Origin of the sequence: Bordetella pertussis 18323, assembly GCF_000306945.1 — a bacterium.
GTDB lineage: Bacteria > Pseudomonadota > Gammaproteobacteria > Burkholderiales > Burkholderiaceae_B > Bordetella > Bordetella pertussis.
Map to the genome: position 1 here is coordinate 1,534,871 of NC_018518.1, position 22,174 is coordinate 1,557,044.

Annotated in this window: 21 protein-coding genes and 1 pseudogene; 8 read left to right on the top strand and 14 right to left on the bottom strand. The window is 71.4% G+C overall.

The window, feature by feature from the left end; genetic code table 11:
- Positions 1–94: 94 nt before the first annotated feature.
- A complete protein-coding gene (locus BN118_RS07275) occupies positions 95–397 on the top strand; it encodes an Rdx family protein (RefSeq protein WP_003812024.1) in 303 nt (100 codons plus the stop codon).
- Here BN118_RS07275 and BN118_RS07280 read toward each other — a convergent pair.
- Positions 394–1,344 carry an IS481-like element IS481 family transposase gene (locus BN118_RS07280; protein WP_005013747.1) on the bottom strand — a complete coding sequence of 317 codons (951 nt, stop codon included), beginning with the start codon at positions 1,342–1,344 and terminating at the stop codon, positions 394–396. The genes BN118_RS07275 and BN118_RS07280 overlap by 4 nt on opposite strands.
- A 17-nt stretch (positions 1,345–1,361) precedes the next feature.
- Here BN118_RS07280 and BN118_RS20395 point away from each other — a divergent pair, with 17 nt between their 5' ends.
- Entirely contained in the window at positions 1,362–1,601 is a 240-nt protein-coding gene (locus tag BN118_RS20395; RefSeq protein WP_023999972.1) for a hypothetical protein, read from the top strand.
- Positions 1,602–2,082: 481 nt separating this feature from the next.
- Here the strand turns inward: BN118_RS20395 and BN118_RS07290 are convergent, their stop codons facing one another.
- Together BN118_RS07290 and BN118_RS07295 are read right to left on the bottom strand one after the other, a co-directional pair.
- Positions 2,083–2,514: a YXWGXW repeat-containing protein gene (locus BN118_RS07290; protein ID WP_019247530.1), complete on the bottom strand. Its 432-nt coding sequence runs from the start codon at positions 2,512–2,514 to the stop codon at positions 2,083–2,085.
- A 181-nt stretch (positions 2,515–2,695) separates the two neighbouring features.
- Positions 2,696–3,100, bottom strand: coding sequence for a DoxX family protein (locus BN118_RS07295; RefSeq protein WP_003811318.1), 405 nt, complete (start codon positions 3,098–3,100; stop codon positions 2,696–2,698).
- A 204-nt stretch (positions 3,101–3,304) separates the two neighbouring features.
- On the opposite strand from BN118_RS07295, the gene BN118_RS07300 reads away from it, so the two are divergent.
- Together BN118_RS07300 and BN118_RS07305 are read left to right on the top strand one after the other, a co-directional pair.
- A complete protein-coding gene (locus BN118_RS07300; RefSeq protein ID WP_003811319.1) occupies positions 3,305–4,342 on the top strand; it encodes a M4 family metallopeptidase in 1,038 nt (345 codons plus the stop codon).
- On the top strand, positions 4,339–4,662 hold the full coding sequence (locus tag BN118_RS07305) for a protealysin inhibitor emfourin (protein WP_010930301.1): 324 nt from the start codon (positions 4,339–4,341) through the stop codon (positions 4,660–4,662). The genes BN118_RS07300 and BN118_RS07305 overlap by 4 nt, the downstream gene beginning before the upstream one ends.
- Positions 4,663–4,664: 2 nt before the next feature.
- Here BN118_RS07305 and BN118_RS07310 read toward each other — a convergent pair whose 3' ends face one another.
- The 5 genes from BN118_RS07310 to ptsJ form a co-directional block, all read right to left on the bottom strand.
- On the bottom strand, positions 4,665–5,552 hold the full coding sequence (locus tag BN118_RS07310; protein WP_010926674.1) for an aldo/keto reductase: 888 nt from the start codon (positions 5,550–5,552) through the stop codon (positions 4,665–4,667).
- A gap of 32 nt (positions 5,553–5,584) precedes the next feature.
- Complete coding sequence (locus tag BN118_RS07315) at positions 5,585–6,010, bottom strand: universal stress protein (protein ID WP_003811322.1); 426 nt, start codon at positions 6,008–6,010, stop codon at positions 5,585–5,587.
- Between the two features lie 71 nt (positions 6,011–6,081).
- Positions 6,082–6,420 (bottom strand): hypothetical protein, encoded by a 339-nt coding sequence (locus BN118_RS07320; protein WP_080361848.1) that lies wholly within the window; start codon positions 6,418–6,420, stop codon positions 6,082–6,084.
- Positions 6,421–6,674: 254 nt separating this feature from the next.
- Positions 6,675–7,181, bottom strand: coding sequence for a hypothetical protein (locus BN118_RS07325; RefSeq protein WP_003811324.1), 507 nt, complete (start codon positions 7,179–7,181; stop codon positions 6,675–6,677).
- 38 nt (positions 7,182–7,219) lie between these two features.
- Positions 7,220–8,551: a MocR-like B6 salvage transcription factor PtsJ gene (gene ptsJ / locus BN118_RS07330; protein WP_014905673.1), complete on the bottom strand. Its 1,332-nt coding sequence runs from the start codon at positions 8,549–8,551 to the stop codon at positions 7,220–7,222.
- Between the two features lie 59 nt (positions 8,552–8,610).
- On the opposite strand from ptsJ, the gene BN118_RS07335 reads away from it, so the two are divergent.
- The 3 genes and pseudogenes from BN118_RS07335 to BN118_RS07345 all read left to right on the top strand — a co-directional run bounded on the left by BN118_RS07335 (position 8,611) and on the right by BN118_RS07345 (position 13,349).
- Complete coding sequence (locus BN118_RS07335; RefSeq protein ID WP_003811326.1) at positions 8,611–9,426, top strand: YggS family pyridoxal phosphate-dependent enzyme; 816 nt, start codon at positions 8,611–8,613, stop codon at positions 9,424–9,426.
- Positions 9,423–10,277, top strand: a complete 855-nt coding sequence (pdxK, locus tag BN118_RS07340; RefSeq protein WP_010930303.1) for a pyridoxine/pyridoxal/pyridoxamine kinase — start codon at positions 9,423–9,425, stop codon at positions 10,275–10,277. The genes BN118_RS07335 and pdxK overlap by 4 nt, the downstream gene beginning before the upstream one ends.
- A 100-nt stretch (positions 10,278–10,377) precedes the next feature.
- Positions 10,378–13,349, top strand: a pseudogene (locus BN118_RS07345) (GAF domain-containing protein).
- On the opposite strand, the gene treY reads toward BN118_RS07345, so the two are convergent.
- Genes treY through BN118_RS20525 form a run of 4 tightly spaced genes read right to left on the bottom strand, consistent with a single transcriptional unit; the run spans position 13,340 to position 17,411 of the window.
- The gene (gene treY / locus BN118_RS07350; RefSeq protein ID WP_010930304.1) at positions 13,340–15,883 is read right to left on the bottom strand and encodes a malto-oligosyltrehalose synthase; all 2,544 of its coding nucleotides are present in this window, start codon (positions 15,881–15,883) and stop codon (positions 13,340–13,342) included. The pseudogene BN118_RS07345 and the gene treY overlap by 10 nt on opposite strands.
- On the bottom strand, positions 15,880–16,815 hold the full coding sequence (locus tag BN118_RS07355; RefSeq protein ID WP_050692325.1) for a 4-alpha-glucanotransferase: 936 nt from the start codon (positions 16,813–16,815) through the stop codon (positions 15,880–15,882). Before BN118_RS07355 ends, treY begins: the two co-directional genes overlap by 4 nt.
- Complete coding sequence (locus tag BN118_RS20730; RefSeq protein ID WP_019247536.1) at positions 16,806–17,189, bottom strand: hypothetical protein; 384 nt, start codon at positions 17,187–17,189, stop codon at positions 16,806–16,808. The genes BN118_RS07355 and BN118_RS20730 overlap by 10 nt, the downstream gene beginning before the upstream one ends.
- Before the next feature lie 60 nt (positions 17,190–17,249).
- A complete protein-coding gene (locus BN118_RS20525) occupies positions 17,250–17,411 on the bottom strand; it encodes a hypothetical protein (RefSeq protein ID WP_197536196.1) in 162 nt (53 codons plus the stop codon).
- 17 nt (positions 17,412–17,428) lie between these two features.
- On the opposite strand from BN118_RS20525, the gene BN118_RS07365 reads away from it, so the two are divergent.
- Positions 17,429–18,379, top strand: a complete 951-nt coding sequence (locus BN118_RS07365) for an IS481-like element IS481 family transposase (RefSeq protein WP_014905674.1) — start codon at positions 17,429–17,431, stop codon at positions 18,377–18,379.
- Here the strand turns inward: BN118_RS07365 and treZ are convergent.
- The gene (gene treZ / locus BN118_RS07370) at positions 18,359–20,053 is read right to left on the bottom strand and encodes a malto-oligosyltrehalose trehalohydrolase (RefSeq protein WP_014905675.1); all 1,695 of its coding nucleotides are present in this window, start codon (positions 20,051–20,053) and stop codon (positions 18,359–18,361) included. The genes BN118_RS07365 and treZ overlap by 21 nt on opposite strands.
- Positions 20,050–22,170, bottom strand: a complete 2,121-nt coding sequence (gene glgX, locus BN118_RS07375; RefSeq protein WP_010930306.1) for a glycogen debranching protein GlgX — start codon at positions 22,168–22,170, stop codon at positions 20,050–20,052. The genes treZ and glgX overlap by 4 nt, the downstream gene beginning before the upstream one ends.
- Positions 22,171–22,174: the final 4 nt, after the last annotated feature.

Below are 22,174 nucleotides of genomic sequence, written 5' to 3' on the forward strand. Positions count from 1 at the left end.
AAAGGCTCGGGCCTTGACGCAGCGCAAGCGCGGCGCTTTCTCTTTTACACTGGGCCGACGGGCATGCGCCCGCGTATTCCGCAGCCCAGCCGCCATGATCACGCCGCCAGACCATCCCCCCCGCATCGCCATCCAGTATTGCACGCAGTGCCAGTGGCTGCTGCGCGCGGCCTGGATGGCGCAGGAGCTGCTTTCGACCTTCGGCGCCGACCTGGGCGAGGTGGCCCTGGTGCCCGGCACCGGCGGGGTGTTCCGCATCCACTACAACGGCGCGCCGCTGTGGGACCGCGAGGTCGACGGCGGCTTTCCCGAGGCCAAGGTGCTCAAGCAGCGGGTGCGCGACCATCTCGATCCGGGCCGTCCGCTCGGCCATATCGACGGCCGTCCCAAGCCCTAGGTGTGAACTGTCAATAGGTTGTATTCGTCCAGGTTGAGTCTGGAGATGGGTACAGCGCGCCCGATGCCTTGGTGGGGTCGATGCCAGTTGTAGTGGTGTAGCCAGGATTTCATGGCATCGGCTCGGTGTTGGGAGTTCTGGTAGGTGTGAGCGTAAGCCCACTCACGCAAGGCCGACTGGATGAAGCGTTCGGCCTTGCCATTGGTCTGTGGGCGGTAAGGTCGGGTAAAGCGGTGCTTGATGCCCAGCTCATGGCACAGCGCGGCGAAGGCGCGGCTGCGAAAGGCCGAGCCATTGTCGGTGAGCAAGCGCTGGATGGTCACGCCCAGGCGCTGGTAGTAGGCCACTGCGTCCTTGAGGAACTGGACGGCGCTGGGGAAGCGCTCGTCGGGGTGGATGTCGGTGAAGGCCACGCGGGCGTGGTCATCGATGGCCACGAAGACGAAGTCCCAGCCGGCCCCCTCAACGGTATCGCGTCGGTTGCCCGTGACCCGGTGGCCAGGGCGCTGGATACGTCCCAGCTTCTTGATGTCGATGTGCAGCAGATCGCCGGGGGCCTGATGCTCGTAGCGCACCACCGGCTCGGCCGGCTCCAGGTCGGCCAGGTGCGACAGACCGGCGCGGGCCAGGACGCGGCTGACGGTGCTGGCTGACACGCCCAGCGCCTGGGCGATGCGCGCTTGGGTCAGCCGCTTGCGGCGCAGCTCCACGATAGCCAGCGCCTTGGCCGGCGCAATCGCTCGGGGCGAGACCGTCGGGCGCGAGGACGCATCGGCCAAGCCCGCCTGGCCCTGAGCCAGGAAGCGGCCCAGCCATTTGCGCACAGTCGGCGCGGTGACCCCATAGGCGCGGGCCGCTTCAGGCACACAAACTTGATGGGCGATCAATTGCTGGACCATTTCGAGTCGACGTAGGAAGGTCAATCGGGCATGCTTATGGGTGTTCATCCGGCCGGGCTCCTTGAGTGAACTGGGGGGGTGGCGATTTCCAGTTTCTCAAATCCGGTTCGGATGAACCATGCATACAACCTATTGAATCTTCACACCTAGCCGTCGCGCCCGCGTCCGCCGCCGTTGCCGCGCTCGCCCGGGCCGCGTTCGGCCTTGCCCCCGCCGTCCTGGCGGCCAGGCGCGCGCGGCTGCGAGGCGGCGCGCTCTGCCTGGGGGCGCGATTCGGCGCGCGGCGCCGGCGCGGGGCGCGATGACCGCTCGGGAGGGCTGCCGGCGTCGCGCCGCGGTTCGGCCGGCCGCGCGCGCTCGGGGCGCGGCGCGTTGTGCTGGCGCGGGGCGCTTTCCTGGCGCGGCGTGCTTTGGTTGCGGCGGACGTTTTCCTGGCGGGTATTTTCCTGGCGCGCGCCGGCCTGGCGCGGGACGCTGTCCGGGCTGGGGCGCGCGTCCCGGCGCGGCGCGGAAACATCGCCGGCGCGCGCCGCCGTCGAATTGGGCGCGGTCACGGCCGGCCTGGCGGGCGTGGTCGCGTTGCATGTCGGTGGGCGGCGTGTGGCGCTCGCGCGCGGCGGCCATCTCGCGCGGGTCGGCGCGCCGCTGGATGCCGCGCGGTCCGCCGTGGTAGCCGACGCGGCTCCTGTCGATGTGCTGGACGACCACCCTGCGTTCGTAGACGTGGGTGACGCGCGTGATGTTCACATTGGTGACGGCGCGGTTGTAATAGAAGCGGTCGCGGTTTCAGTAGCCGCCTACGTAGCCGAAGCCGATGTAGCCATAGCCGTAGTTGATGCCGCCGTAAAAGCCGATGTGCGGACCCCAATAGCCGCGCCGCCACCGGTAGTAGCCGGCATCGTAGGCCCAGTAGCCCGGCGTCCACAACGCGCCCGGGTAGGGCGCCAGCATCCAGACGCCGGGCACCCAGTAGAACCCCAGGGCGTTGAGCGCCCAATAGCCCGGCACCCAGATGTAGCCGTCGCCCGGCACGGGCGGTTGCTGGTAGACCGGCAGGGGCGGCGGGGCCTCGCGGGCCACTTCGACGGGGGCCAGGTTGGCGCCGGCGGGCTCGTCGTAGGCCGGTTCAGGGTCGTAGCCGACCTGCGCCAGGGCAGGTGGCGTACTCACGCCCAGGGCCAGGGCCAGGGCGGCGAGAGGGGCTTTGGCAGTATGCATGGCAATCCGCCGCGAGCGGCGTCCATAAATCCCGATGTCAGGATTAGGCCGTCGTTTCGGCCTTGGGGTTCGCCAGCGTAACGGGTTGGAAACACAACAAGCGTGACAGTTGATTACCAAGCGTCCAAAAAAACAGGGCCGCCCGAGGCGGCCCTGCGATCGCGGCGCGGCGGCGCGGCGCTCAGTTCCAGCGACCGCCCGACCCGGCCAGGCTGAAGCGGCCCGCGCCCATGAAGGCCAGGGCGAGCGCGCCGAACAGGAACATGCCCTGCAGCTCCAGGGCCCAGCCGCCGGTGTTGCTGATGGAGAACAGTTGGCCCATGTGGGCCAGCAGAATGGCCACCACCATGTTGAGCACGACCAGCAGGGCGCCCAGGCGGCAATAGATGCCCAGGATGATCAGCAGGGGGCCGACGATTTCGCCGACGTAGGCGAAGTAGGCGAGGAAACCGGGCAAGCCATGCGAAGACAGCATGCCGGCGATGCCGCCCACGCCGCTGCTCAGTTTGGCCAGACCGTGCATGATGACCAGAATGCCCAGCGCAAGGCGAAGAATCAGCTTGCCGGCGTCGTCAGATTTAATCATGGGGATCTCTATGTTCCAGAAGTTGATCGGCGTACAGAAGCGTAAGGGGCAAGAAAAAGAGTTGGGAAAACTTCCTTACAAGCGCGCTAATTATTGCAAATTCCGCACAGAATACAAGAGTAAATAGGTAGGATAAAGTTGCCGGAATGGGACGCGAGCCCGTGGCGAGAATCGGGCGCCCCGCAGCCTGGCAGGAGGAATGCGATGAAGCGACCTACCTCGAAAGCCGCGCGCCCGAGCGTGGTGCCGCCTTACTTGCTGGACCGGCTGGCGCAGGCGGCCGACGCGCGGCTGAGCGCGCGCGCCGTCAACACCTTGCGCATCGACACCAGCCAGCGCGCCGTGCGGCTTGCCGCGCCGCCGGCGCCCGCGTCCGCGCGCCCGCCCGGGCAGGTCGACAGGCAGGTGCACGATGCCGGCGGCGGCCTGCAATTGCCGGGCGCGCTGGTGCGGTCCGAAGGGCAGCCCGCGCATGCCGACGTGGCGGTCAACGAGGCTTACGATCATCTGGGCGCGACCTATGCGCTGTTCTGGCAGGCCTACGGCCGCCATTCGCTCGATGGCGCGGGGCGGGCGCTGGTGGCCAGCGTGCACTATGGCGAGGAATACGACAACGCGTTCTGGAACGGCGCGCAGATGGTGTTCGGCGACGGCGACGGCGACGTGTTCAACCGCTTCACCATCGCGGTCGATATCGTCGCCCACGAACTGACGCACGGGGTGATCGACCACGAAGGCGGCCTGCGCTACGAAGGCCAGTCGGGCGCGTTGAACGAATCCCTGTGCGATGTGTTCGGTTCGCTGGCCAAGCAGCATGTGGCGGGCCAGCGCGCCGACCAGGCGGACTGGCTGATCGGGGCGGGGCTGTTCACCGCCAAGGTGCGGGCGCGCGCGCTGCGCTCGATGGCGCAGCCCGGCAGCGCCTACGACGATCCCCTGCTGGGCCGCGACCCGCAGCCGGGACACATGCGGGACTTCGTGCAGACCGGCGAGGACAATGGCGGCGTGCATATCAATTCCGGCATTCCCAACCGTGCATTCCATCTGGCCGCCACCGCGCTGGGCGGCCATGCCTGGGAGGTGGCCGGCCGGATCTGGTACGACACCTTGCGCCTGCCGGCGCTGACGCCGCAGGCCGATTTCGCCCTGTTCGCGCGCCTGTCGGTGGAACAGGCCGGCCGCCATGGCGCGGCCCAGGCGGCGGTGCGGCAGGCCTGGACCGATGTAGGGGTACTGACATGATTGCGCTGCCATCGCTGGAGCAGGCCGCGGAAGTGCGCGTGTCGCGCCAAGGCGGCGTGGCGTTCGTGCTGGCCCTGGTCCGCACCCGGCGCTTCGAGCTGGGGGCGTGCTCGGCAACCCTGCGCGCGCAGATCGATGCCGCCCTGCACAGCGCGGCCGGACAGGCGCGCGATGCATGCGGGCAAGGAGACCAGCGCTATTTTCGCGTCGAGGTGCATTTTGGCGCCGGGTCGCGCGCCGAACCCTTGCGTTTCGACGTGCCCGAAGAGCTGGCGCCGCACGACCTGGTATGGCTGTGGCGCAGCGCGCCGGCGCGCTGAGCCTAGGCTTTATCGTTCCAGAATGACAGCGGCGGCGGCGCCGCCATGCCGGCGGCCAGGTTGTCGCGCATGTGGGCGGCCCGGCCGGTGCCGGGTATCGCGCAGGTGACCGCGGGATGGCTGAGCACGAACTTCAGCAACACTTGCGCCCAGCTGGTTGCGCCGATGTCGGCCGCCCAGGACGGCAGGGGCCGGCCGGCCAGGCGGCGCAGCAGGCCGCCGCCGCCAAACGGCCGGTTGACCAGCACCGCCACGCCACGGTCGGCGGCCAGCGGCAACAGGCGCTGCGCGGCCTGGCGGTCGTCCAGCGCATAGTTGATCTGCAGGAAGTCCAGCCGCTCGGCGCGCAGCACCGCCTCGACTTCGTCATACGCGCTCGCCGTGTAATGGCTGATGCCGACGTAGCGGATGCGGCCGGCGGCCTGCCATTCGCGCAGCACCGGCAGGTGGGTGCGCCAGTCGAGCAGGTTGTGGATCTGCATGAGGTCGATGCGCTCGCCGCCCAGCTGGCGCAGCGACGCCTGCATTTGCGCCAGGCCGGCGGCGCGGCCGCTGGTCCACACCTTGGTGGCGACAAAGGCGCGCTGGCGCAGGCCGGCTTCGGCCAGCAGCCGGCCGGTGACGGCCTCGGCGCGTCCGTACATCGGGGAGCTGTCCAATACCGTGCCGCCGGCGGCGAACAAGGTCCGCACGACCTCGCCGAGGGCGTCGTACTCGGCCGAGGGCCGGGCGACGTCGAAACCGATGTAGGTTCCGCAGCCGATCACGGGCAGCGGGGAGCCGTCGGCCGGGACCGGCCGCGTCAGCAGACTGGGCGCGGCCGGCACGCGCGGGGCGGCCAGGCCGAGGGCAGCCGCGCCGGCCAGGCGCAGGAAGCGCGCCCGGCTCATGGGCAGGTACTCGGCCGGGCGGGGCGCGGGACCTACTTCACCAGCGTGATCGGCACGTCGGCCAGGTGGATCACCTTGCGCGCCACCGATCCCAGCAGCAGGCCGCCGACCGCGCCCAGGCCCCGGGTGCCCATGACGATACGGTCGCACTGTTTCTCCTTGGCGTAGTTGGCGATGGTCTCGCCGTACTGCCCGGTGCGCATTTCGGATTCGAACGGGATGCCGGACTCGGCGACGACGGGCAGGACGGTGGCCAGGGCGGCTTCGCCTTCGGCCTGGTAGTAGCTTTGCAGCTCGTTGTGGCGCAGGAACATCTTGGCGTGGCCGGAGATGAGCGGCAGCTGCACGTTGAGCAGATGCAGCTGGGCGCCCTTGCTGTCGTTGGCGACCTTGATGGCTTCACGCACGGCGCGCACGGCGCATTCGGAACCGTCCACGGGAACCAGGATTTTCAGCATATCAGCCTCTGTGTTGAGAGTTGTCCATGGTTCAGCATAGGTTATCGCCTTTTTCAGCACATTGACAGGAATCAATCCTGGTCGCGGCGCCTGCGTTGCCTGGCGCCCAGCAAGGCGCCCAGGCTCATGCCCACCAGCGCCAGGGCGTAATCGGCCAGCGCGACGCGCAGGTGGGTGGCTTGCGCTTCGGGGGGCAGACAGGCGTAGGACAGTCCGTGGCGGTCGAACCAGACTCCCGGCGCGAGCTCGGCCGGCCGGCCATCGGGCGGCAGGTGGGCGCGGGCGCGGTTGTACAGGCCGAGGTTGCAGCCCAGCAGCGTGGCGGCATCGATGGCGGCGAGCTGGGCCGGCGTGCATTGCTGCAGCCAGGTCGTGGCGGCGGCCAGCAGCAGGAATGCCAGTGCGGCCACGGCCAGGGCCGCCACCCGCGCGCGGGGCCAGGCGCGCCAGCACGGCGCCGGCGGCCAGGGCGCTGAGCAGGGCGAGAAAGAATGTGAGGCTCACCCGGCCGATGGGCAGCCGCTGCTGCACGGCCGGCGCAAGGTGGTTGGCCAGGATGGCATGGAGCGCGGCGCCCACCACGCCGGCCAGGCCGATGCGGGAGAACTTCGACATGGCGCGCACTATATATGAGGGCCCGATCGCGAATCGCTGGAACAGCAGGCTAAATCGGCCGTTGCGCCGGGTCATCGGGGGGCGGCGACAAGGGGGCGATGGCCGCCGGGTGCAGGCAGGCATCCACCGAGCACGGGCCCGGGCCGTGGCACCACAGCAGCGCCAGGCAGGCCAGCCACAGGGCCGAGGGCAGGGGTATCCAGAGGCCATGGGCCGGCAAGGCCAGTGCGACGCCGGCGATATGGGCGGCGGTCATGCCGGCGGCGGCGATGCGGGTGGAGGCGCCGGCCATCAGCAGCACCGCGCAGCCCGCTTCGAATGCGGCGTAGAGCGCCAGCGGCGTGGCGCCGGCGGCCACGCCATCGAACAGCGGGCGAACCGGCCGCAAGTCGACCAGGTAGCGCCAGGCGCAGAACAGTCCGCTTATGCCCATGCCCACTCGCAGCGACAGGACCGTGGCCGCCCAGGCCAGGGACAGGAGCCGGTGCGGGCGGGGGGCGAGAGAAGAGAGGCTGGTGCGCGACATCTGAGGGCGTTCGGAAAATAACCGCCCCATTATGGGAAGTCGCCTGGTTGATGTGGTCAGGACTTTATTTACAGAAGCATAGGATATTTCTTAAGTCCGTCCCGCGCGTCCAGGCACAGCCGCAGGTCGCGCGCCAGGCGGCGCGCCGTGGCGTGCTCCAGCGTGGCGATGGTGATGCGCAGGCCATGGACGTCCTCGCGTACGCCGAAGGACCTGCCGTTGCGCAAGCGCCAGCCGCGATGCGCGAGCTCCAGCAGCAGCGCGGGGCTGTCCTGGGCCAGCGGCACCCACAGGTTCAGGCCGTCGGCCGGCCACTGCGCGGCGATCCCTTCGGCGCGCAGCGCGTCGGCCAGCCAGGCGCGCCGTTGGGCGTAGGCCCTGCGCGCCTGGGCCATCCGCGCTTGCACCGGCGCGGATGCCAGGCAGCCCGCCACGACGTCCTGCAGCAGGTGGCTGACCCAGGTCGTGCCGCTGGCCAGCCGCAGGCGCAGGCGCCGCGAGGTGTCGGGATCGCTGGCGACGAAGGCCAGCCGCAGGTCGGGCCCGAGCGCCTTGGAAACCGAGCGCACCAGGGCCCAGCGCAGGGCGGCGGCGGGAATGGGGCTGTGATAGGGCGAGGCCGACAGGTGGGCGAAGTGGTCGTCGGCGATGACCATGACATGCGGGTAGCGTTGCAGCACCTGGCGCAGCGCCCGCGCGCGGGCGCGGGTGAGGCTGGCGCCGGTCGGGTTCTGTGCGCGGGGTGTCAGCAGCACGGCCTGCGCGCCGTCGGCCAGCGCGCGCTCGAGGGCGTCGGGCAGCATGCCGGCGGCGTCCAGCGCCACGCCCTCGGCGCGCAGGCCCAGCGCGCGCAGCGCATTGATGCTGCCGAGAAAGCCCGGAGCCTCGACCGCCACCGTGTCGCCCGCGGCGAGGTTGGCGCCCAGCAGGCGCTCGATGGCGTCGATGGCGCCGTGGGTGAGATCGACCTCGAAGGCGGCCGGGCAGTCGCCGGCATACCACTGGCTTGCATAGGCCTGCAGGCGCGGGTCGACCGTGGCTTCGCCGTACAGGCGCGGCGGGCTGGCGCGTCCGGCCATGATGGCCAGCGGATCGGGCAGGCGGGCGGGGTCGGGGTTGCCGCTGGCCAGGTCGATCAGGGGCGAACCGGGATGCGCGCCGTCCTGCTCGCCCGGCTCGGACGGGCCGCGGATGATGGTGCCGCGCCGGCCCTGGCTGAGCGCCAGGCCGGCGCCGACCAGCCGCTTGTAGGCGGCGGCCACGGTATTGCGATTGACCCCCAGCGTCTGCGCCAGCTCGCGCACCGGGGGCAGCGCCTGGCCGGGCAGCAGGCGGCGCGCCTGCGCCAGCTGGCGCACGCTGTCGAAGATCTCGGCCGCGCTGGCGCCGGTGATGCTCATCTGGCCTGGGTCGTTATATACTTTGTCATAGGACAAATTCTATAGGATTCGAAACAGCCATGCACGCCGATACTGCCCAGGATGCGCCCGACGCGGCGGCGCGTTACCCCCGCGCCGACAGCGTGGCCGATTTCGAGCACAACCTGGCGGCGGTGCGGGCCCGCATGGCGGCGGCCTGCCAGCGGGCCGGGCGCGACCCGGCCGGCGTGCGGCTGTTGCCGGTCAGCAAGACGGTGGACGAGGCCCGCATCCGCATGTCGTATGCCGCCGGCTGCCGCGAGCTGGGCGAGAACAAGGTCCAGGAGGCCTACCGGAAATGGGAGGCCATGGCCGACCTGGCCGACTTGCGCTGGTCGGTGATCGGCCATCTGCAGACCAACAAGGCCAAGCTGGTGGCGCGCTTCGCGGCCGAGTTCCAGGCGCTCGACAGCGTGCGCCTGGCCGAGGCGCTGGAGCGCCGCCTGCAGGCCGAGGGGCGCGCGCTGGATGTGTACGTGCAGGTCAATACTTCGGGCGAGGCCAGCAAGTACGGCCTGCATCCGGACGAGGCGGCGGCCTTCATCCGCCAACTGCCGAGCTACGGCGCGCTGCGTGTGCGCGGGCTGATGACGCTGGCGGTGCTGTCGGCCGACGCCGCGCGCGTACGGCAGTGCTTCGTGCTGCTGCGTACCTTGCGCGACCGCCTGCGGCAGGAAGCGCCGGCCGGCGTGAGCCTGGACGAGCTGTCCATGGGCATGTCGGGCGACTACGAGATCGCCATCGAGGAAGGCGCCACCGTGGTGCGGGTCGGCCAGGCGATCTATGGCGCGCGCGCCTTGCCCAACGATTATTACTGGCCCGACAGCGGCGCGGCGGACCGGGCGGAGGACGAATGATGAAGCTGGCGGCCCCCAATCCGCAGGCGCTTGCGCCGCTGCCCATCGACGTGGTGTCGATCCAGTCGCAAGTGGTGTACGGCCAGGTCGGCAACAGCGTGGCCGTGCCGGTGTTCAATGGCTTCGGCCTGCGGGTGGCGGCGGTGCCCACGGTGGTGCTGAGCAATACGCCGCACTATCCGAGCATGCATGGCGGCGCCGTGCCGCTGGATTGGTTCGAGGGTTATCTGGCCGACCTGGGCGCGCGCGGCGCGCTGGCGGGGGTGCGGGTGGTGCAGCTGGGCTACCTGGGCGGGCCGGCGCAGGCCGAGGCGCTGGGCCGCTGGATCGCGGGCCTGGTGGCGGAGCGTCCCGACCTGCGCGTGCACATCGATCCGGTGATCGGCGACCACGACAGCGGCGTGTACGTGGCGCCCGGCATGGTCGCGGCGTACCGCGATCATCTGCTGTCGCTGGCGCAGGGCTTGACGCCCAACGGCTTCGAACTGGAATGCCTGACCGGGTTGCCCACCGGCACCATGGAGCAGACCATCGCCGCAGCCCGCACCCTGCTGGGCGGGCGCGCCCGCTGGGTGATCGTGACCAGCGCGGCGCCGGCCACCTGGCCGCCGGGCCGGGTGCGCGTGGCGGTGGTCACGCACGACGACGCGCAGGTGCTGGAGCATGCCCATGTCGACACGGCGCCCAAGGGAACCGGCGATATGTTCGGTGCTGCGCTTACCGGCCACCGGCTGGCCGGCCAGCCGGTGGCCGAGGCCGCGCGCCGCGCCGCCCTGCAGGTCATCGAGGCGCTGGAACGCACGCGCGAGGCGGGCTGCGGGGAGCTGCTGCTGGCGGGGCCGCTCAGGTAGCGTCGTGTTACCTCGCGTAGTGGTATGACCGGCGCGGCCTGCAATACAGTGGTTCATCGGGCCGGCGGCAGCCGGCCATGGCCGCCACACGAGGACCGCGATGCTGCGCAAGGGAGACCGGGTTTCCAGCCCGTGGACGAATACGCTGGCGCGTCTGGAGGACGAGCGGGTGATGCTGCAGCGCATCGCCGCAGGCGTGCCCTTGACCGACGTGCTGCTGCACGTGATGCAGGCGGTCGAGGCGCAGTCCAGCGTGGAGCTGCTCACCTCGATCGCGTTCGTGGATGACTCGGGCATGCGCCTGCGCCATGTGGCGACGCCCAGCCTGCCGGCGGCCTATGTGCAGGCCACCGACGGCGCGGCGATCGGCCCGGGCGTGGCGTCGTGGGGCGCGGCGGCGTTCCTGGGCACGCCGGTCTATGTCGAGGACCTGACCGTGCATCCCAATTGGCCGCCCTGGCGCGAGGCGGCGACGCAGCACGGCTTGCGCGCCTGCTGGTCCACGCCGATCAAGGCGACCGACGGGCGCACCCTGGGCGTGTTCTCCAACTACTATCGCCAGCCGCGCCTGCCCACGCGCGAGGACATCGAGGCGATCGCGCTGGTGACGCGCACCGCGGCGCTGGCCATCGAGCGCCACCTGACCGAACAGGCGCTGCGCAACAGCAGCGTGCGCTGGCGCGGCATGTTCGAGCGCATGCAGGAGGGTTTCTTCCTGGCCGAGGCGCAGCGCGACAGCACGGGCAGCGTGGACGATTTCACGCTGCTGGAGATCAACCCGGCATTCGAGACGCAGAGCGGGCTGGCCGTCGGCCAGACGCTGGGCCCCATGCTGCGCGTCATGAGTCCGGCCGCGGCCGACAGCATCATGCGGATCTTCGTGGGCGTGATCGAGAGCGGCGAGCCGGCGCAGTTCGAAGTGGAAGCGCCCGGGCCGCCGCAGGCCTGCTACGAATGCCGCGCCGGCAAGGAAGGGCATGATCGGGTGGCGGCCTTGTTTCTCAATGTGACGGCGCGCAAGCTGGCCGAGAGCGAGCTGTGGGAGCGGCAGTACCGCAAGAATTTCCTGCTGACCCTGGGCGATCGCATGCGCGAAATCCACCAGCAGGACCAGATCGAGCAGATGGTGTGCGAGGAGTTGGGCCGGCACCTGGAACTGGGCGCGGTGGCGGTAATGGAATCCGTGCCGCAGCGTGGCGACCGCATCGCCGCAAGCTGGGGGCCGCGGCCGCCCTACGATGGACGGTCGATGCTGGAGTCCGCGCCGCTCACGCCCGATTACTACGAGGCGGTGCGCAAGGGGCGCACGGCCTATCTGTCGCCGTATCTGGCCGGCCCGGCGGGCAACCAGCAGCCTTCGGCCATCGTGGTCCCGCTGCGCCGCTGGGGCCGCGCCGACGGCACCTTGCTGGTGCGGCCCGATCCGACCCATCCGCTCAAGGGCACGGACATCGCTTTTATCGAAGAAGCGGCCGAGCGTATGTGCGAAGCGATCGAACGTTCGCAGTACGCGCGCGTGCTGGAACAACGCGTCGAGCACGCCATCGCCGAGCGCGACCGCATCTGGCGCCTGTCGCCCGAACTGCTGGCGGTGGCCGACCATGGCGGACGGCTGGTATCGGTGAACCCGGCAGTGCGCGCCATATTGGGCTGGTCGCTCGAACAGTTCCTGGCGATGGGGCTGGACGAGGGCGTGCATCCCGAGGACCTGGCGTCGATGCAGGCCACGCTGGAGGCCGAGCCCGCCGAGGGCATGCAGTCGGTGCGGCACCTGGAAAGCCGCCTGCTGCACAAGGACGGCAGCTATCACTGGATTACCTGGAGCCTGTCGCGCGCCGAGGGCAATGTGTACCTGGCCGGGCGCGACGACACCGACCTGAAGGCGCAGGCCGAAGTGCTGCGCCAGACGGAGGACGCCCTGCGGCAGTCGCAGAAGCTGGAAGCGGTGGGCCGGCGACGGGCGGGATCGCGCACGACTTCAACAATATGCTGCAGGGCATCTCCGGCGCGCTGTACCTGATAGACCGCAAGCTGCGCCGCGGCAAGCCGGAGGAGGTCGGCAAGTATGTGCGCACCGCCCAGGAATCGACCGACCGCGCCGCGCGGCTGACCCAACGGCTGCTGACTTTCTCGCGCCAGCAGGCCATCGATCCGCAGGTGTTCGATCCGGGCGATATCCTGCGTTCCATGGATGAGCTGTTTCGCCGCTATACGGGCGAGCAGGTGCGCCTGACGCTGAAGCTGCCGGCGCAGTCGTGGCGGGTGCGCTGCGACATGAACCAGTTCGAGAACGCGGTGCTGAACCTGGTGATCAACGCCTGCGACGCCATGCCGGCCGGCGGCGATCTGGAGATCGAGGTCGCCCACCGCGAACTGGACGCGGCGGCGGTGCAGACCAATCCCTGCGCCGAGGCGGGCGAGTTCGTCGAGGTCTGTGTCTCGGACATGGGATGCGGCATGGCGCCGGACGTGCTGGCGCGCGTGTTCGAGCCGTTCTTCACCACCAAGCCGATGGGGCAGGGAACCGGCCTGGGGTTGTCGATGATTTATGGTTTCGCCCAGCAGGCCGGCGGCATGGTGACGATAGCCAGCGTGCAGGCCGAAGGCACCGCGGTGCGGCTGTTCCTGCCGCGCCATGTGGGCGAGCCCGTGGTCCTGCCGGCGCCCGAGTCGTCCGAGCCGCCCGCCGCGCCCGCGCATGCGGCGGTGGTGGCGCTGGTGGAGGACGATGAGCATGTACGCGACATGGTGCGCGCGGCGCTGGAGGAGCTGAACCTGACCGTGCTGACGGCGGCCGACGGCGACGCCGGCCATCGCCTGCTGCAAAGCGACGCCAGGATAGACCTGTTGTTGAGCGATGTAGGGCTGCCCGGCATGAACGGCCACGCGCTGGCGCAGGCCGCGCGGGCGCTGCGGCCGGCCCTGCGCATCATTCTGATGACGGGCTACGCCGATGAACGCGAGAATGGCTGGGCCCGGCAGGAGCGCGACATCAGCCTGATACGCAAGCCGTTCTCGCCCGGGGAGCTGACCGCCCGCGTGTGCCGCTTGCTGGCTGCCAGTCAGGACTGAACGCGGCACAGCGCCACCGGCCAGCGCGCGAGCAGTTCGCTCAGCGCCAAGGCGCGGCCCTGGTGGCCGGCGTGGGTAAGGATGTCGCGCCAGGGCGGGGCGTCGGCCGGCAGGTGTACGCAGGTGTCGCGCCAATGCGCGGCGGCGTCCCGGTCCGGTCCGGTCTGCCCGGCCAGCGCCAGGGCGCTGGCGCGCGGCACGACGATCAGGGCCTGTTGCGGCCCGCGGGTGCGCAGGCAGGCCAGCACATGCCGGGCGCGCGCGCCGCTGACGCGCAGCCAGCGGCAAGCGCCGTGTTCGAACAGCGCGGGTTGCTCGCGGCGCCATTGCAGGGCGCGGGCCACCAGGGCCTGCTTGGCGCGGCCGTCGCGCCACAGCTCGGGCAGCGCCAGCGCGCCGTTGCCGAGACTGGCCAGCGCGCCGCGCCGCGCGGCGTAGTCCACGGCGCGGCGGTTGTCCGGGTCCACCAGGCTGAGGTCCCACGTTTCACAGCCTTGGTATAGATCCGGCACGCCGGGCAGGCCCAGCCGCAGCGCGGTCTGGGCCAGGCTGTTGACCAGTCCGGCCGGCGCCAGCCGGCGCGCCAGGGCGGCGACGGCGGGCAGCGCCGCGCCATCGTCGGCCAGGGCGCGCAGATAGCGCGCGCACAAGGTTTCGTAGGCCAGGTCGGGACAGGTCCAGCTGCTGCGCTGCCTGGCTTCGCGTAGGGCCTTGGCCTGCCAGGCGGCCACGCGCCGCAACAGCGCGGCCATGCCGGCCTGGTCGTCGGGCGCGAGGTCGGCGGGCCAGGCGCCCACCAGGGTCTGCAGCAGCATGTAGCGGTCGGCCCAGGCGGGCGGGGCGGCGCTGCCGCCGGCGTCGGCCAGCCATTGCCGGGCCCAGTCGCACCATTGTTGCGGCATTTCGCTCAGCACCGCCAGGCGCGCGCGCACGTCCTCGCCGCGCTTGTGGTCGTGGCTGGCGGTGGCCAGCAAGGCTTGCGGATGGCGGCGCGCGCGCGCGGCCACACTGCGGCGCAGCGCGCCGCCGCCCAGCGCGAACTGGGCCGGCGCGGGACCGACTTCGTTGCGCGAGAGCAGGGTGCCGTCGCGGTAGAACCAGGTATCTTCGAGGGCCTTGGCCGCCAGGGGCGGGGTGAGTTGCTGCAGGCGCCGCAGCGCCAGACGGTGCGGCGCGTCCGCCATGCGTCCGTCGAGAGCCAGGCAGAGCGCGGCCAGCAGCGCCTGCTGGGCAGGGTCGAGGTGGGCGTTGGCGCGGGTCTGCGCCGTCTGGCGCCAGGCCTGGTCGGCGGCCTGGCCGGCGCCGCCTTCGGCATAGGTGCGGTAGACGGGAAAGCAGGCCAGCCATTGCGTGAGCACAGGGTCGATGGCGGCCGCCGAGGCGCGCAGTTCGGGCAAGTCGGCCAGGCTGCGCGCCAGCGCGCGCCGCTCGGCGCCGAAGTGGCGCCGCAACAACCGTAGACGTATCCGCCGCAATTGTTCGCGCCAGTGTGGCCAGGTGCCGGCATTGTCGCGCCAGAACGCGGCCAGCGGCGCGGCGCCGCGCGCGTCGTGCAGCCAGGCCGAGGCTTCGTTCATGAAGTCGTAGCCGGTGGTGCCCTGGACCGGCCAGTCGGTGCGCAGCGTCTCCTTGTCGCCGAGGATCTTCTCCACCACCACATAGGGTTCGGCGCTCAGGCCGCGCGCGGCGCGCGCCTGGCCGGCCTGCGCGAGCTCGGCGCGCAGGCGGCGGCAATAGGCGCCGGGCTCGGCCAGGCCATCGACATGATCGATGCGCAGCCCATCGATCAGGCCCGCGCGGTACAGCGCCAGGGGCAGTGCATGCACGGCGTCGAATACCTCGGGCCGTTCGACCCGTACGCCCACCAGATCGCCGATCTCGAAGAAGCGCCGCCAGTTGATGGCCTGCGCCGCGCTGCGCCACCATGCCAGGCGGTAGGCCTGCGCCCGCAGCAAGGCATGCCATTGGGCGGGCGTTCCGCCATGGTGCAGCAGCAGCGCGGCCATGGGCAGGCTCGCCGGCGCCAACGGCAGGTCCAGCCCGTTGGCATGCAGCGCCGGCGTGCCGTCGGAGCCGGCGCGCAGCCCGATCTCGCCGCTGGCCAGCGCGGCGCGCGCGCCGCAGGTGAGCACGGGCAGCAGCACCCGGCCGCGCAAGGTCCGGCCGGGGGGGCGCCAGTCGATGTCGAACCAGTCGGCATAGGCGCTGGCCGGACCGTCGCGCAGCACCTCGCGCCACCAGCGATTGTCCGGATGGGCGGCCATGTGGTTGGGCACGATGTCGAGGATCAGGCCCATGCCGCGCGCACGCGCCGCGCCGGCCAGGCGCCGCAGCGCCGCCAGCCCGCCCAGTTCGGGGTTGACCTGGGCGTGGTCGATCACGTCGTAGCCATGGGTGGAGCCGCACCGCGCGCGGGCGACCGGCGACAGGTACAGATGGCTGATGCCCAGCGCGTCGTAGTAGTCCAGCTGGGCGCCGGCGGCGTCGAGCGTGAAGCCGGCATGCAACTGCAGGCGGACGGTGGCGCGGATCATGGCCGTCCCCGGTGCGCGGCGATCGCCGCCAGCGCCAGGCGCGCGGCCGGCTGCGCCAGCATCGCCGCGGCGGTTGCGGGCATGCGCCGGCGCCAATTGGGATGGTCCGGGCAGCCCGGCACGTTGGGCTGTTCGGCCAGCCCCGCCAGATCCTCGAGCGGCACCAGCATCAGCGGCGCACGGCTGCGCGCCACATGGGACAGCAGGGCGGCGCAGGGCGGCTCGGCGGGCGGCGCCGTAGCGGCCAGGCCGGGCGGGGCCGCCTGGCGCCACAGGGCGCGCCGGTCCTGGTCGCGCTGCCGGCGCTGCGCGTCGGCCTCGTGCGCAGGCACGCACCAGTCCAGATCGCGCGCCTGCCACCAGCCTCGCAGGGTAGGCAAGTCGTGCGTGCTGGTCATGGCGACGGCGCTGGCGGGCCAGCGGCCCGGCGGGCGAAAGCGTCCCGCGCCGCCTGGCCCGGTTTCGCGCTGCAGCCACAGTACGTCCATCCCGAGCACGCCGTGCGCGCGCAGGCGCGCGTTGAAGTCCCGCGGCACCGTGCCGAGGTTCTCGCCGATGAGCACGGCGCGGTGGCGCCACGCTTCCAGGGCCGCCAGGCGCAGCAGGTCTTCGACCGGAAAGGCCAGGTACGCGCCCTGGTCGGGCGACGCGCCCTCGGGGATGACCCAAAGGCGCGCCAGGCCGAGTACGTGGTCGATGCGCACGCCGCCGGCGCTGGCCAGCGCGCGGCGCAGCATGTCGATGTAGGCCGCGTAGCCTTGCGTGGCGAGCGTGGCGGGCGAGCAGGCGGTCAGGCGCCAGTCCTGCCCGCCGGGGTGGCGCAGGTCGGGCGCCGCGCCCACGTTCAGCCCGCCGAGCATGGCGTCGGGCTGGGCCCAGGTCTGGCTGCCGGCCGGGTCCACCCCGACGGCGAGGTCTGCGATCAGTCCCACGCCCATGCCTGCCGCGCGCGCGGCGGCCTGGGCGTGCGCGGCGGCGCGACAGCCAAGGCGATGGACGCGCTGCCCAGCCGCAGCGTGTGGTAGCCGGGTTGCCTGGGTGCGCGCAGCGCCAGGCCGCCGGCGCCATCGGGCTCGGCCAGGCCGTGCGCCACCTGGCCGTCGTCCAGCTCGATGGCATAGCGCGTGGCGGTGTCGCCGGGCACGCGCAACATCCCGCCGGCGCGCGCGGTCAGCATGGCGGGAGGCCGGGCGCGCCAGCGCGCCAGGGTGTCGGCGGTCTGGGCCGGCGTGGCCGCCGGCAGGTCGAGCGCGGCCAGGACCGCGCGCAAGACCGGCGGGGCGACGTCACGCGCGGCCCCATACATCGGTCCAGCGCGGCGAGACGCCCGCCAGCGCGCACAGCCGGGCGAGGGCCTGGTTCTCGCTCATGGCGCGGGCTCCCACAGCGCCAGCGCGCAGCCGCCGCGCAGCACGCCGGCGACCAGGTCCTGGCCCGCGCCGGCTAGTTGTGAAGATTCAATAGGTTGTATGCATGGTTCATCCGAACCGGATTTGAGAAACTGGAAATCGCCACCCCCCCAGTTCACTCAAGGAGCCCGGCCGGATGAACACCCATAAGCATGCCCGATTGACCTTCCTACGTCGACTCGAAATGGTCCAGCAATTGATCGCCCATCAAGTTTGTGTGCCTGAAGCGGCCCGCGCCTATGGGGTCACCGCGCCGACTGTGCGCAAATGGCTGGGCCGCTTCCTGGCTCAGGGCCAGGCGGGCTTGGCCGATGCGTCCTCGCGCCCGACGGTCTCGCCCCGAGCGATTGCGCCGGCCAAGGCGCTGGCTATCGTGGAGCTGCGCCGCAAGCGGCTGACCCAAGCGCGCATCGCCCAGGCGCTGGGCGTGTCAGCCAGCACCGTCAGCCGCGTCCTGGCCCGCGCCGGTCTGTCGCACCTGGCCGACCTGGAGCCGGCCGAGCCGGTGGTGCGCTACGAGCATCAGGCCCCCGGCGATCTGCTGCACATCGACATCAAGAAGCTGGGACGTATCCAGCGCCCTGGCCACCGGGTCACGGGCAACCGACGCGATACCGTTGAGGGGGCCGGCTGGGACTTCGTCTTCGTGGCCATCGATGACCACGCCCGCTTGGCCTTCACCGACATCCACCCCGACGAGCGCTTCCCCAGCGCCGTCCAGTTCCTCAAGGACGCAGTGGCCTACTACCAGCGCCTGGGCGTGACCATCCAGCGCTTGCTCACCGACAATGGCTCGGCCTTTCGCAGCCGCGCCTTCGCCGCGCTGTGCCATGAGCTGGGCATCAAGCACCGCTTTACCCGACCTTACCGCCCACAGACCAATGGCAAGGCCGAACGCTTCATCCAGTCGGCCTTGCGTGAGTGGGCTTACGCTCACACCTACCAGAACTCCCAACACCGAGCCGATGCCATGAAATCCTGGCTACACCACTACAACTGGCATCGACCCCACCAAGGCATCGGGCGCGCTGTACCCATCTCCAGACTCAACCTGGACGAATACAACCTATTGACAGTTCACAGCTAGTGTGGCATAGGCCAGCTGGCCCGCCGGCGGCGCGGGCACGATGACGCTGCCGGGCAGCAGGTTGGCGTACAGCGTGAGCCGGGCGCCATCGCCCAGTCGCCACGCGGCGCGCACCGCCGCCGGGCCCAACGCCGCGGCGCCGTCTGCGCGCGCGCCAGTCAGGCGCTCGCCCAGCAGGCGCGCGCGCAGGCGCAGCAGTTCGCGGTAGTACTCGAACCAGGCCTGGCGTTCGGCGCCGGGCGGCGGCCAGGGGCACGAGCGGCGGTAAGTGTCCGGATCGTTCGGATCGGGCGGGGGATCGCAATCATGCATCGACGCCGCGAACTCGCGCGCCCGGCCCGCGCGCACCGCGGCGGCCAGCTCGGGACCGTGGCTGGTGAAGTAGAAGAAGGGCGCGGTCGAGCCGTACTCTTCGCCCATGAAGAGCAGGGGAATGTGCGGCGCCAGCAACTGCAACGCGATGGCCGCGCGCAGGGCCGGCGAGCCGGGAGCAAGCAGCGAGGTCAGCCGCAGGCCGTCGGCGCGGTTGCCGACCTGGTCATGATTGTGCAGGAACAGCACGAAGGCCCACGGCGGCAGGTGCGCGCTGGGCTCGCCGCGCGCGCGCCCGCCGCGCGTGGGCGCGGCCTGGCCCTGGTACACGTAGCCTTCGCCGAGCGCGCGCGCCAGCAGCGCGGCGGGCGCCTGCGCGTAGTCGGCGTAATAGCCTTGCCGCTCGCCGGTCAGCAGATGGTGCAGGACATGGTGGGCGTCGTCGTTCCATTGGGCATCGAACCCCTGTTCCAGCAGGCTGGCCTGGTTGGCGTCGTTTTCCACCACGAGGTGGACGCGGCGGTCCGGACAGGCCGCGCGCGCCTCGCGGGCCAGCCCGGCCAGCCAGTCGGTGCGGCCCATGGCGTGCACGGCGTCGAGCCGCAGGCCGTCGAAACGATATTTCCGCAGCCAGTACAGCGCGTTGTCGATGAAGTAGCGCTGCACGGCCTGCTGCCGATAGTCGATGGCCGCGCCCCACGGCGTGTCGGCGCGCGCGTCAAAGAAGTCGGCGGCGTAGCGATGGAGGTAATTGCCGTCGGGCCCGAAGTGGTTGTAGACCACGTCCAGCATGACGCCCATCTCCAGGCCGTGCGCCGCATCGATGAGGGCCTTCAGTTCATCGGGCGTGCCGTAGGCGGTGTCCGGCGCGTACGGCAGCACGCCGTCGTAGCCCCAGTTGCGCGGGCCGGGAAAATCCGCGATGGGCATGAGTTCGAGCAGCGTGACGCCCAGGCGCGCCACCTCGGGCAGGCGGCGGCGCAGGCCGGCGTAGCCGCCGCACAGGCCGGCATGCGCTTCGTAGATGACGCTGTCCTGCCAGGGACGGCCGCGCCACCCGGTGTGGCGCCACGGATAGCGGTCGGGTCCGACCACCACGCTGTGGCCGTGCACGTCGCCGTCCTGCAGCCGCGAGGCGGGGTCCGGTACGACGCAATCCGCGGCGAGCCGATAGCGATAGCGCAGGCCGGGCGCGCCGTCCACGATGGCCTGGGCGTAGCCGTCGGGGCCGGGCCGCAGGGCGATGGGCGCGCGGCCTTCGATCTCCAGGGCGAGCGCGGGCGGCGCGCTGGGGGCCCAGAGCCGGAAGCGGATCTTGCCGGGCGCGCAGACGGTCGCGCCGAGGGGCGCTGGCTCGTTCATGGCGCGTGCGCGCCGTCGACCGACGCCGTCAACAGCAGCACGGCGCGCGCGCCCACGATCGCTTCGCCCCCATCGCAAGGCGCGGCCGGCGCCTCGGGCGAGGCGCTGTCGAGCGCCAGGGTCCAGGCCAGCGTCGGCGCCGGCAGGACGCAGGGCCGCGGCTCGGCCGCGGCGTTGCACAGCAGCAGGGTGACGTCGACGCGGCCAGGCTGGGCCGGGTCCGGCAGGGCGCGGCGCAGGACCAGCAGACGGCCTTCGGGCGCGTCCCAGTCCGCGGACGTCATGGGCGCGCCCCGCCCATTGAACCAGTCGATGGCGCCCAGGCCTTCCTGCCATTGGTGCGCGGGGTCGCCGTAGCGCGTCGCGCGCAGGCTGGGGTGGGCGCGGCGCAGCCCCGCCAGCCGTGCGGCGTAGGCGGTTAGGGCGCGGCCCGGCGTGCTCTGGGCGACGGCCCAGTCCAGCCAGCCCATCGGGCCGTCCTGGCAGTAGGCGTTGTTGTTGCCGCCCTGGCTGTTGCCGAACTCGTCGCCGGCCAGCAGCATGGGCGTGCCGTCGGCCAGCATGACGGTGGCCAGCAGGGCGCGCTGCACCCGGGCGCGGGTTTCGCGGATGGCCGCGCTGCTGGCGGCTCCCTCGACGCCCCAGTTGCTGCTGTAGTTCTCGCCGTGGCCGTCGGCGCCGTCCTCGCCGTTGGCCTCGTTGTGGCGCTCGGCGAAGCTGACCACGTCCTGCAGCGTGAAGCCGTCATGGGCGGCGGCGAAATTGATGCTGCTCCAGGGCCGCCGGTGGCGGTGGTCGAACACGTCGCGCGAGGCGGTCAGGCGCGTCGCCAGCGCGCCGGCCATGCCCGCGTCGCCGCGCCAGAAGCGCCGCGCGGTGTCGCGGAACTGGTCGTTCCACTCGGCCATGCCGGGCGGGTGGCGGCCCAGCTGGTAGCCGTCGGGGCCGACGTCCCAGGGTTCGGAAATCAGCTTGACGCGCGCCAGCACCGGATCCTGCAGCAAGGCGTCGAAAAAGCCGCTGCCGGCATCGAAGCCGGTACCCTCGCGGCCCAGGGTCACGCCCAGGTCGAAGCGAAAGCCGTCGACGCGGTAGTGGACGGCCCAATGGCGCAGCGAGTCCATGACCATCTGCAGCACGCGCGGATGCGACAGGTTGAGGGTGTTGCCGGTGCCCGTGTCGTCGATGTAGCGGCGTTCGTCGCCGGGCACCAGCCGGTAATAGCTGGCGTTGTCGAGCCCGCGCCACGACAGCGTGGGACCGAGTTCGTTGCCTTCGCAGGTGTGGTTGTAGACCACGTCCAGGATGACTTCGATGCCGGCCGCGTGCAGGCGGCGGATGGCGCGCCGCAGGTCGTGGGGCTGGCCGTCGGCCAGATAGGCCGGCTCGGGCGCGAAGTACGCCAGGGTGTTGTAGCCCCAGTAGTTGCGCAGCCCGCGTTCGACCAGGGTGCGGTCCTGCAGGAAGGCATGCACCGGCATCAGTTCCAGCGCGGTGACGCCCAGTCGGTGGAGATGGTCGATGAAGCGGGGGTCGGACAGGGCGGCGCAGGTGCCGCGGATGGGTTCGCGCAGGTCGCTGCGCAGCATGGACACGCCGCGCACGTGCGCTTCGTAGATGACCGTGTGCGCCCACGCCGCGGCGGGGCGCCGCGTTGCGCCCCAGTGGAACGCCGGCTCGGTCACCACGGCTTTGGGCACGCCGGCGGCGCTGTCGCGCCGGTCCATGCTGAGGTCGGCGCGCGGGTGCTGCATGCGGTAGCCGAACAGCGCGTCCGACCAGCGCAGCGCGCCGGTCAGGGCGGTGGCGTACGGGTCGAGCAGCAGCTTGTGCGGATTGAAGCGATGGCCGGCGCGCGGGTTGTACGGACCGTGGGCGCGATAGCCGTAGACCAGGCCCGGCTGCGCGTCGGGCAGGTAGCCGTGCCACACCTCGTCGGTGCATTCGGGCATGGGCAGGCGCGCCAGCTCCTTGCGGCCGCGCGCGTCGAACAGGCAAAGCTCGATGCGCGCGGCGTTGGCCGAGAACACGGCGAAATTCACGCCCAGGCCGTCGCTGGTGGCGCCCAGCGGGGCGGGCAGGCCGGGCAGCAGTCGGTCGGGCAGCGACGGATACATGGCT

Coding starts and splice junctions, on each gene's coding strand:
- glgX (WP_010930306.1), bottom strand. CDS start 22,170: ATGTATCCGTCGCTGCCCGACCGACTGCTGCCCGGCCTGCCCGCCCCG.
- treZ (WP_014905675.1), bottom strand. CDS start 20,053: ATGAACGAGCCAGCGCCCCTCGGCGCGACCGTCTGCGCGCCCGGCAAG.
- BN118_RS20730 (WP_019247536.1), bottom strand. CDS start 17,189: ATGTATGGGGCCGCGCGTGACGTCGCCCCGCCGGTCTTGCGCGCGGTC.
- BN118_RS07335 (WP_003811326.1), top strand. CDS start 8,611: ATGCACGCCGATACTGCCCAGGATGCGCCCGACGCGGCGGCGCGTTAC.
- BN118_RS07295 (WP_003811318.1), bottom strand. CDS start 3,100: ATGATTAAATCTGACGACGCCGGCAAGCTGATTCTTCGCCTTGCGCTG.
- BN118_RS07275 (WP_003812024.1), top strand. CDS start 95: ATGATCACGCCGCCAGACCATCCCCCCCGCATCGCCATCCAGTATTGC.
- treY (WP_010930304.1), bottom strand. CDS start 15,883: ATGATCCGCGCCACCGTCCGCCTGCAGTTGCATGCCGGCTTCACGCTC.
- BN118_RS07315 (WP_003811322.1), bottom strand. CDS start 6,010: ATGCTGAAAATCCTGGTTCCCGTGGACGGTTCCGAATGCGCCGTGCGC.
- pdxK (WP_010930303.1), top strand. CDS start 9,423: ATGATGAAGCTGGCGGCCCCCAATCCGCAGGCGCTTGCGCCGCTGCCC.
- BN118_RS07300 (WP_003811319.1), top strand. CDS start 3,305: ATGAAGCGACCTACCTCGAAAGCCGCGCGCCCGAGCGTGGTGCCGCCT.
- ptsJ (WP_014905673.1), bottom strand. CDS start 8,551: ATGAGCATCACCGGCGCCAGCGCGGCCGAGATCTTCGACAGCGTGCGC.
- BN118_RS07365 (WP_014905674.1), top strand. CDS start 17,429: ATGAACACCCATAAGCATGCCCGATTGACCTTCCTACGTCGACTCGAA.
- BN118_RS07290 (WP_019247530.1), bottom strand. CDS start 2,514: ATGCATACTGCCAAAGCCCCTCTCGCCGCCCTGGCCCTGGCCCTGGGC.
- BN118_RS07305 (WP_010930301.1), top strand. CDS start 4,339: ATGATTGCGCTGCCATCGCTGGAGCAGGCCGCGGAAGTGCGCGTGTCG.
- BN118_RS07325 (WP_003811324.1), bottom strand. CDS start 7,181: ATGGGGCGGTTATTTTCCGAACGCCCTCAGATGTCGCGCACCAGCCTC.
- BN118_RS07310 (WP_010926674.1), bottom strand. CDS start 5,552: ATGAGCCGGGCGCGCTTCCTGCGCCTGGCCGGCGCGGCTGCCCTCGGC.
- BN118_RS07280 (WP_005013747.1), bottom strand. CDS start 1,344: ATGAACACCCATAAGCATGCCCGATTGACCTTCCTACGTCGACTCGAA.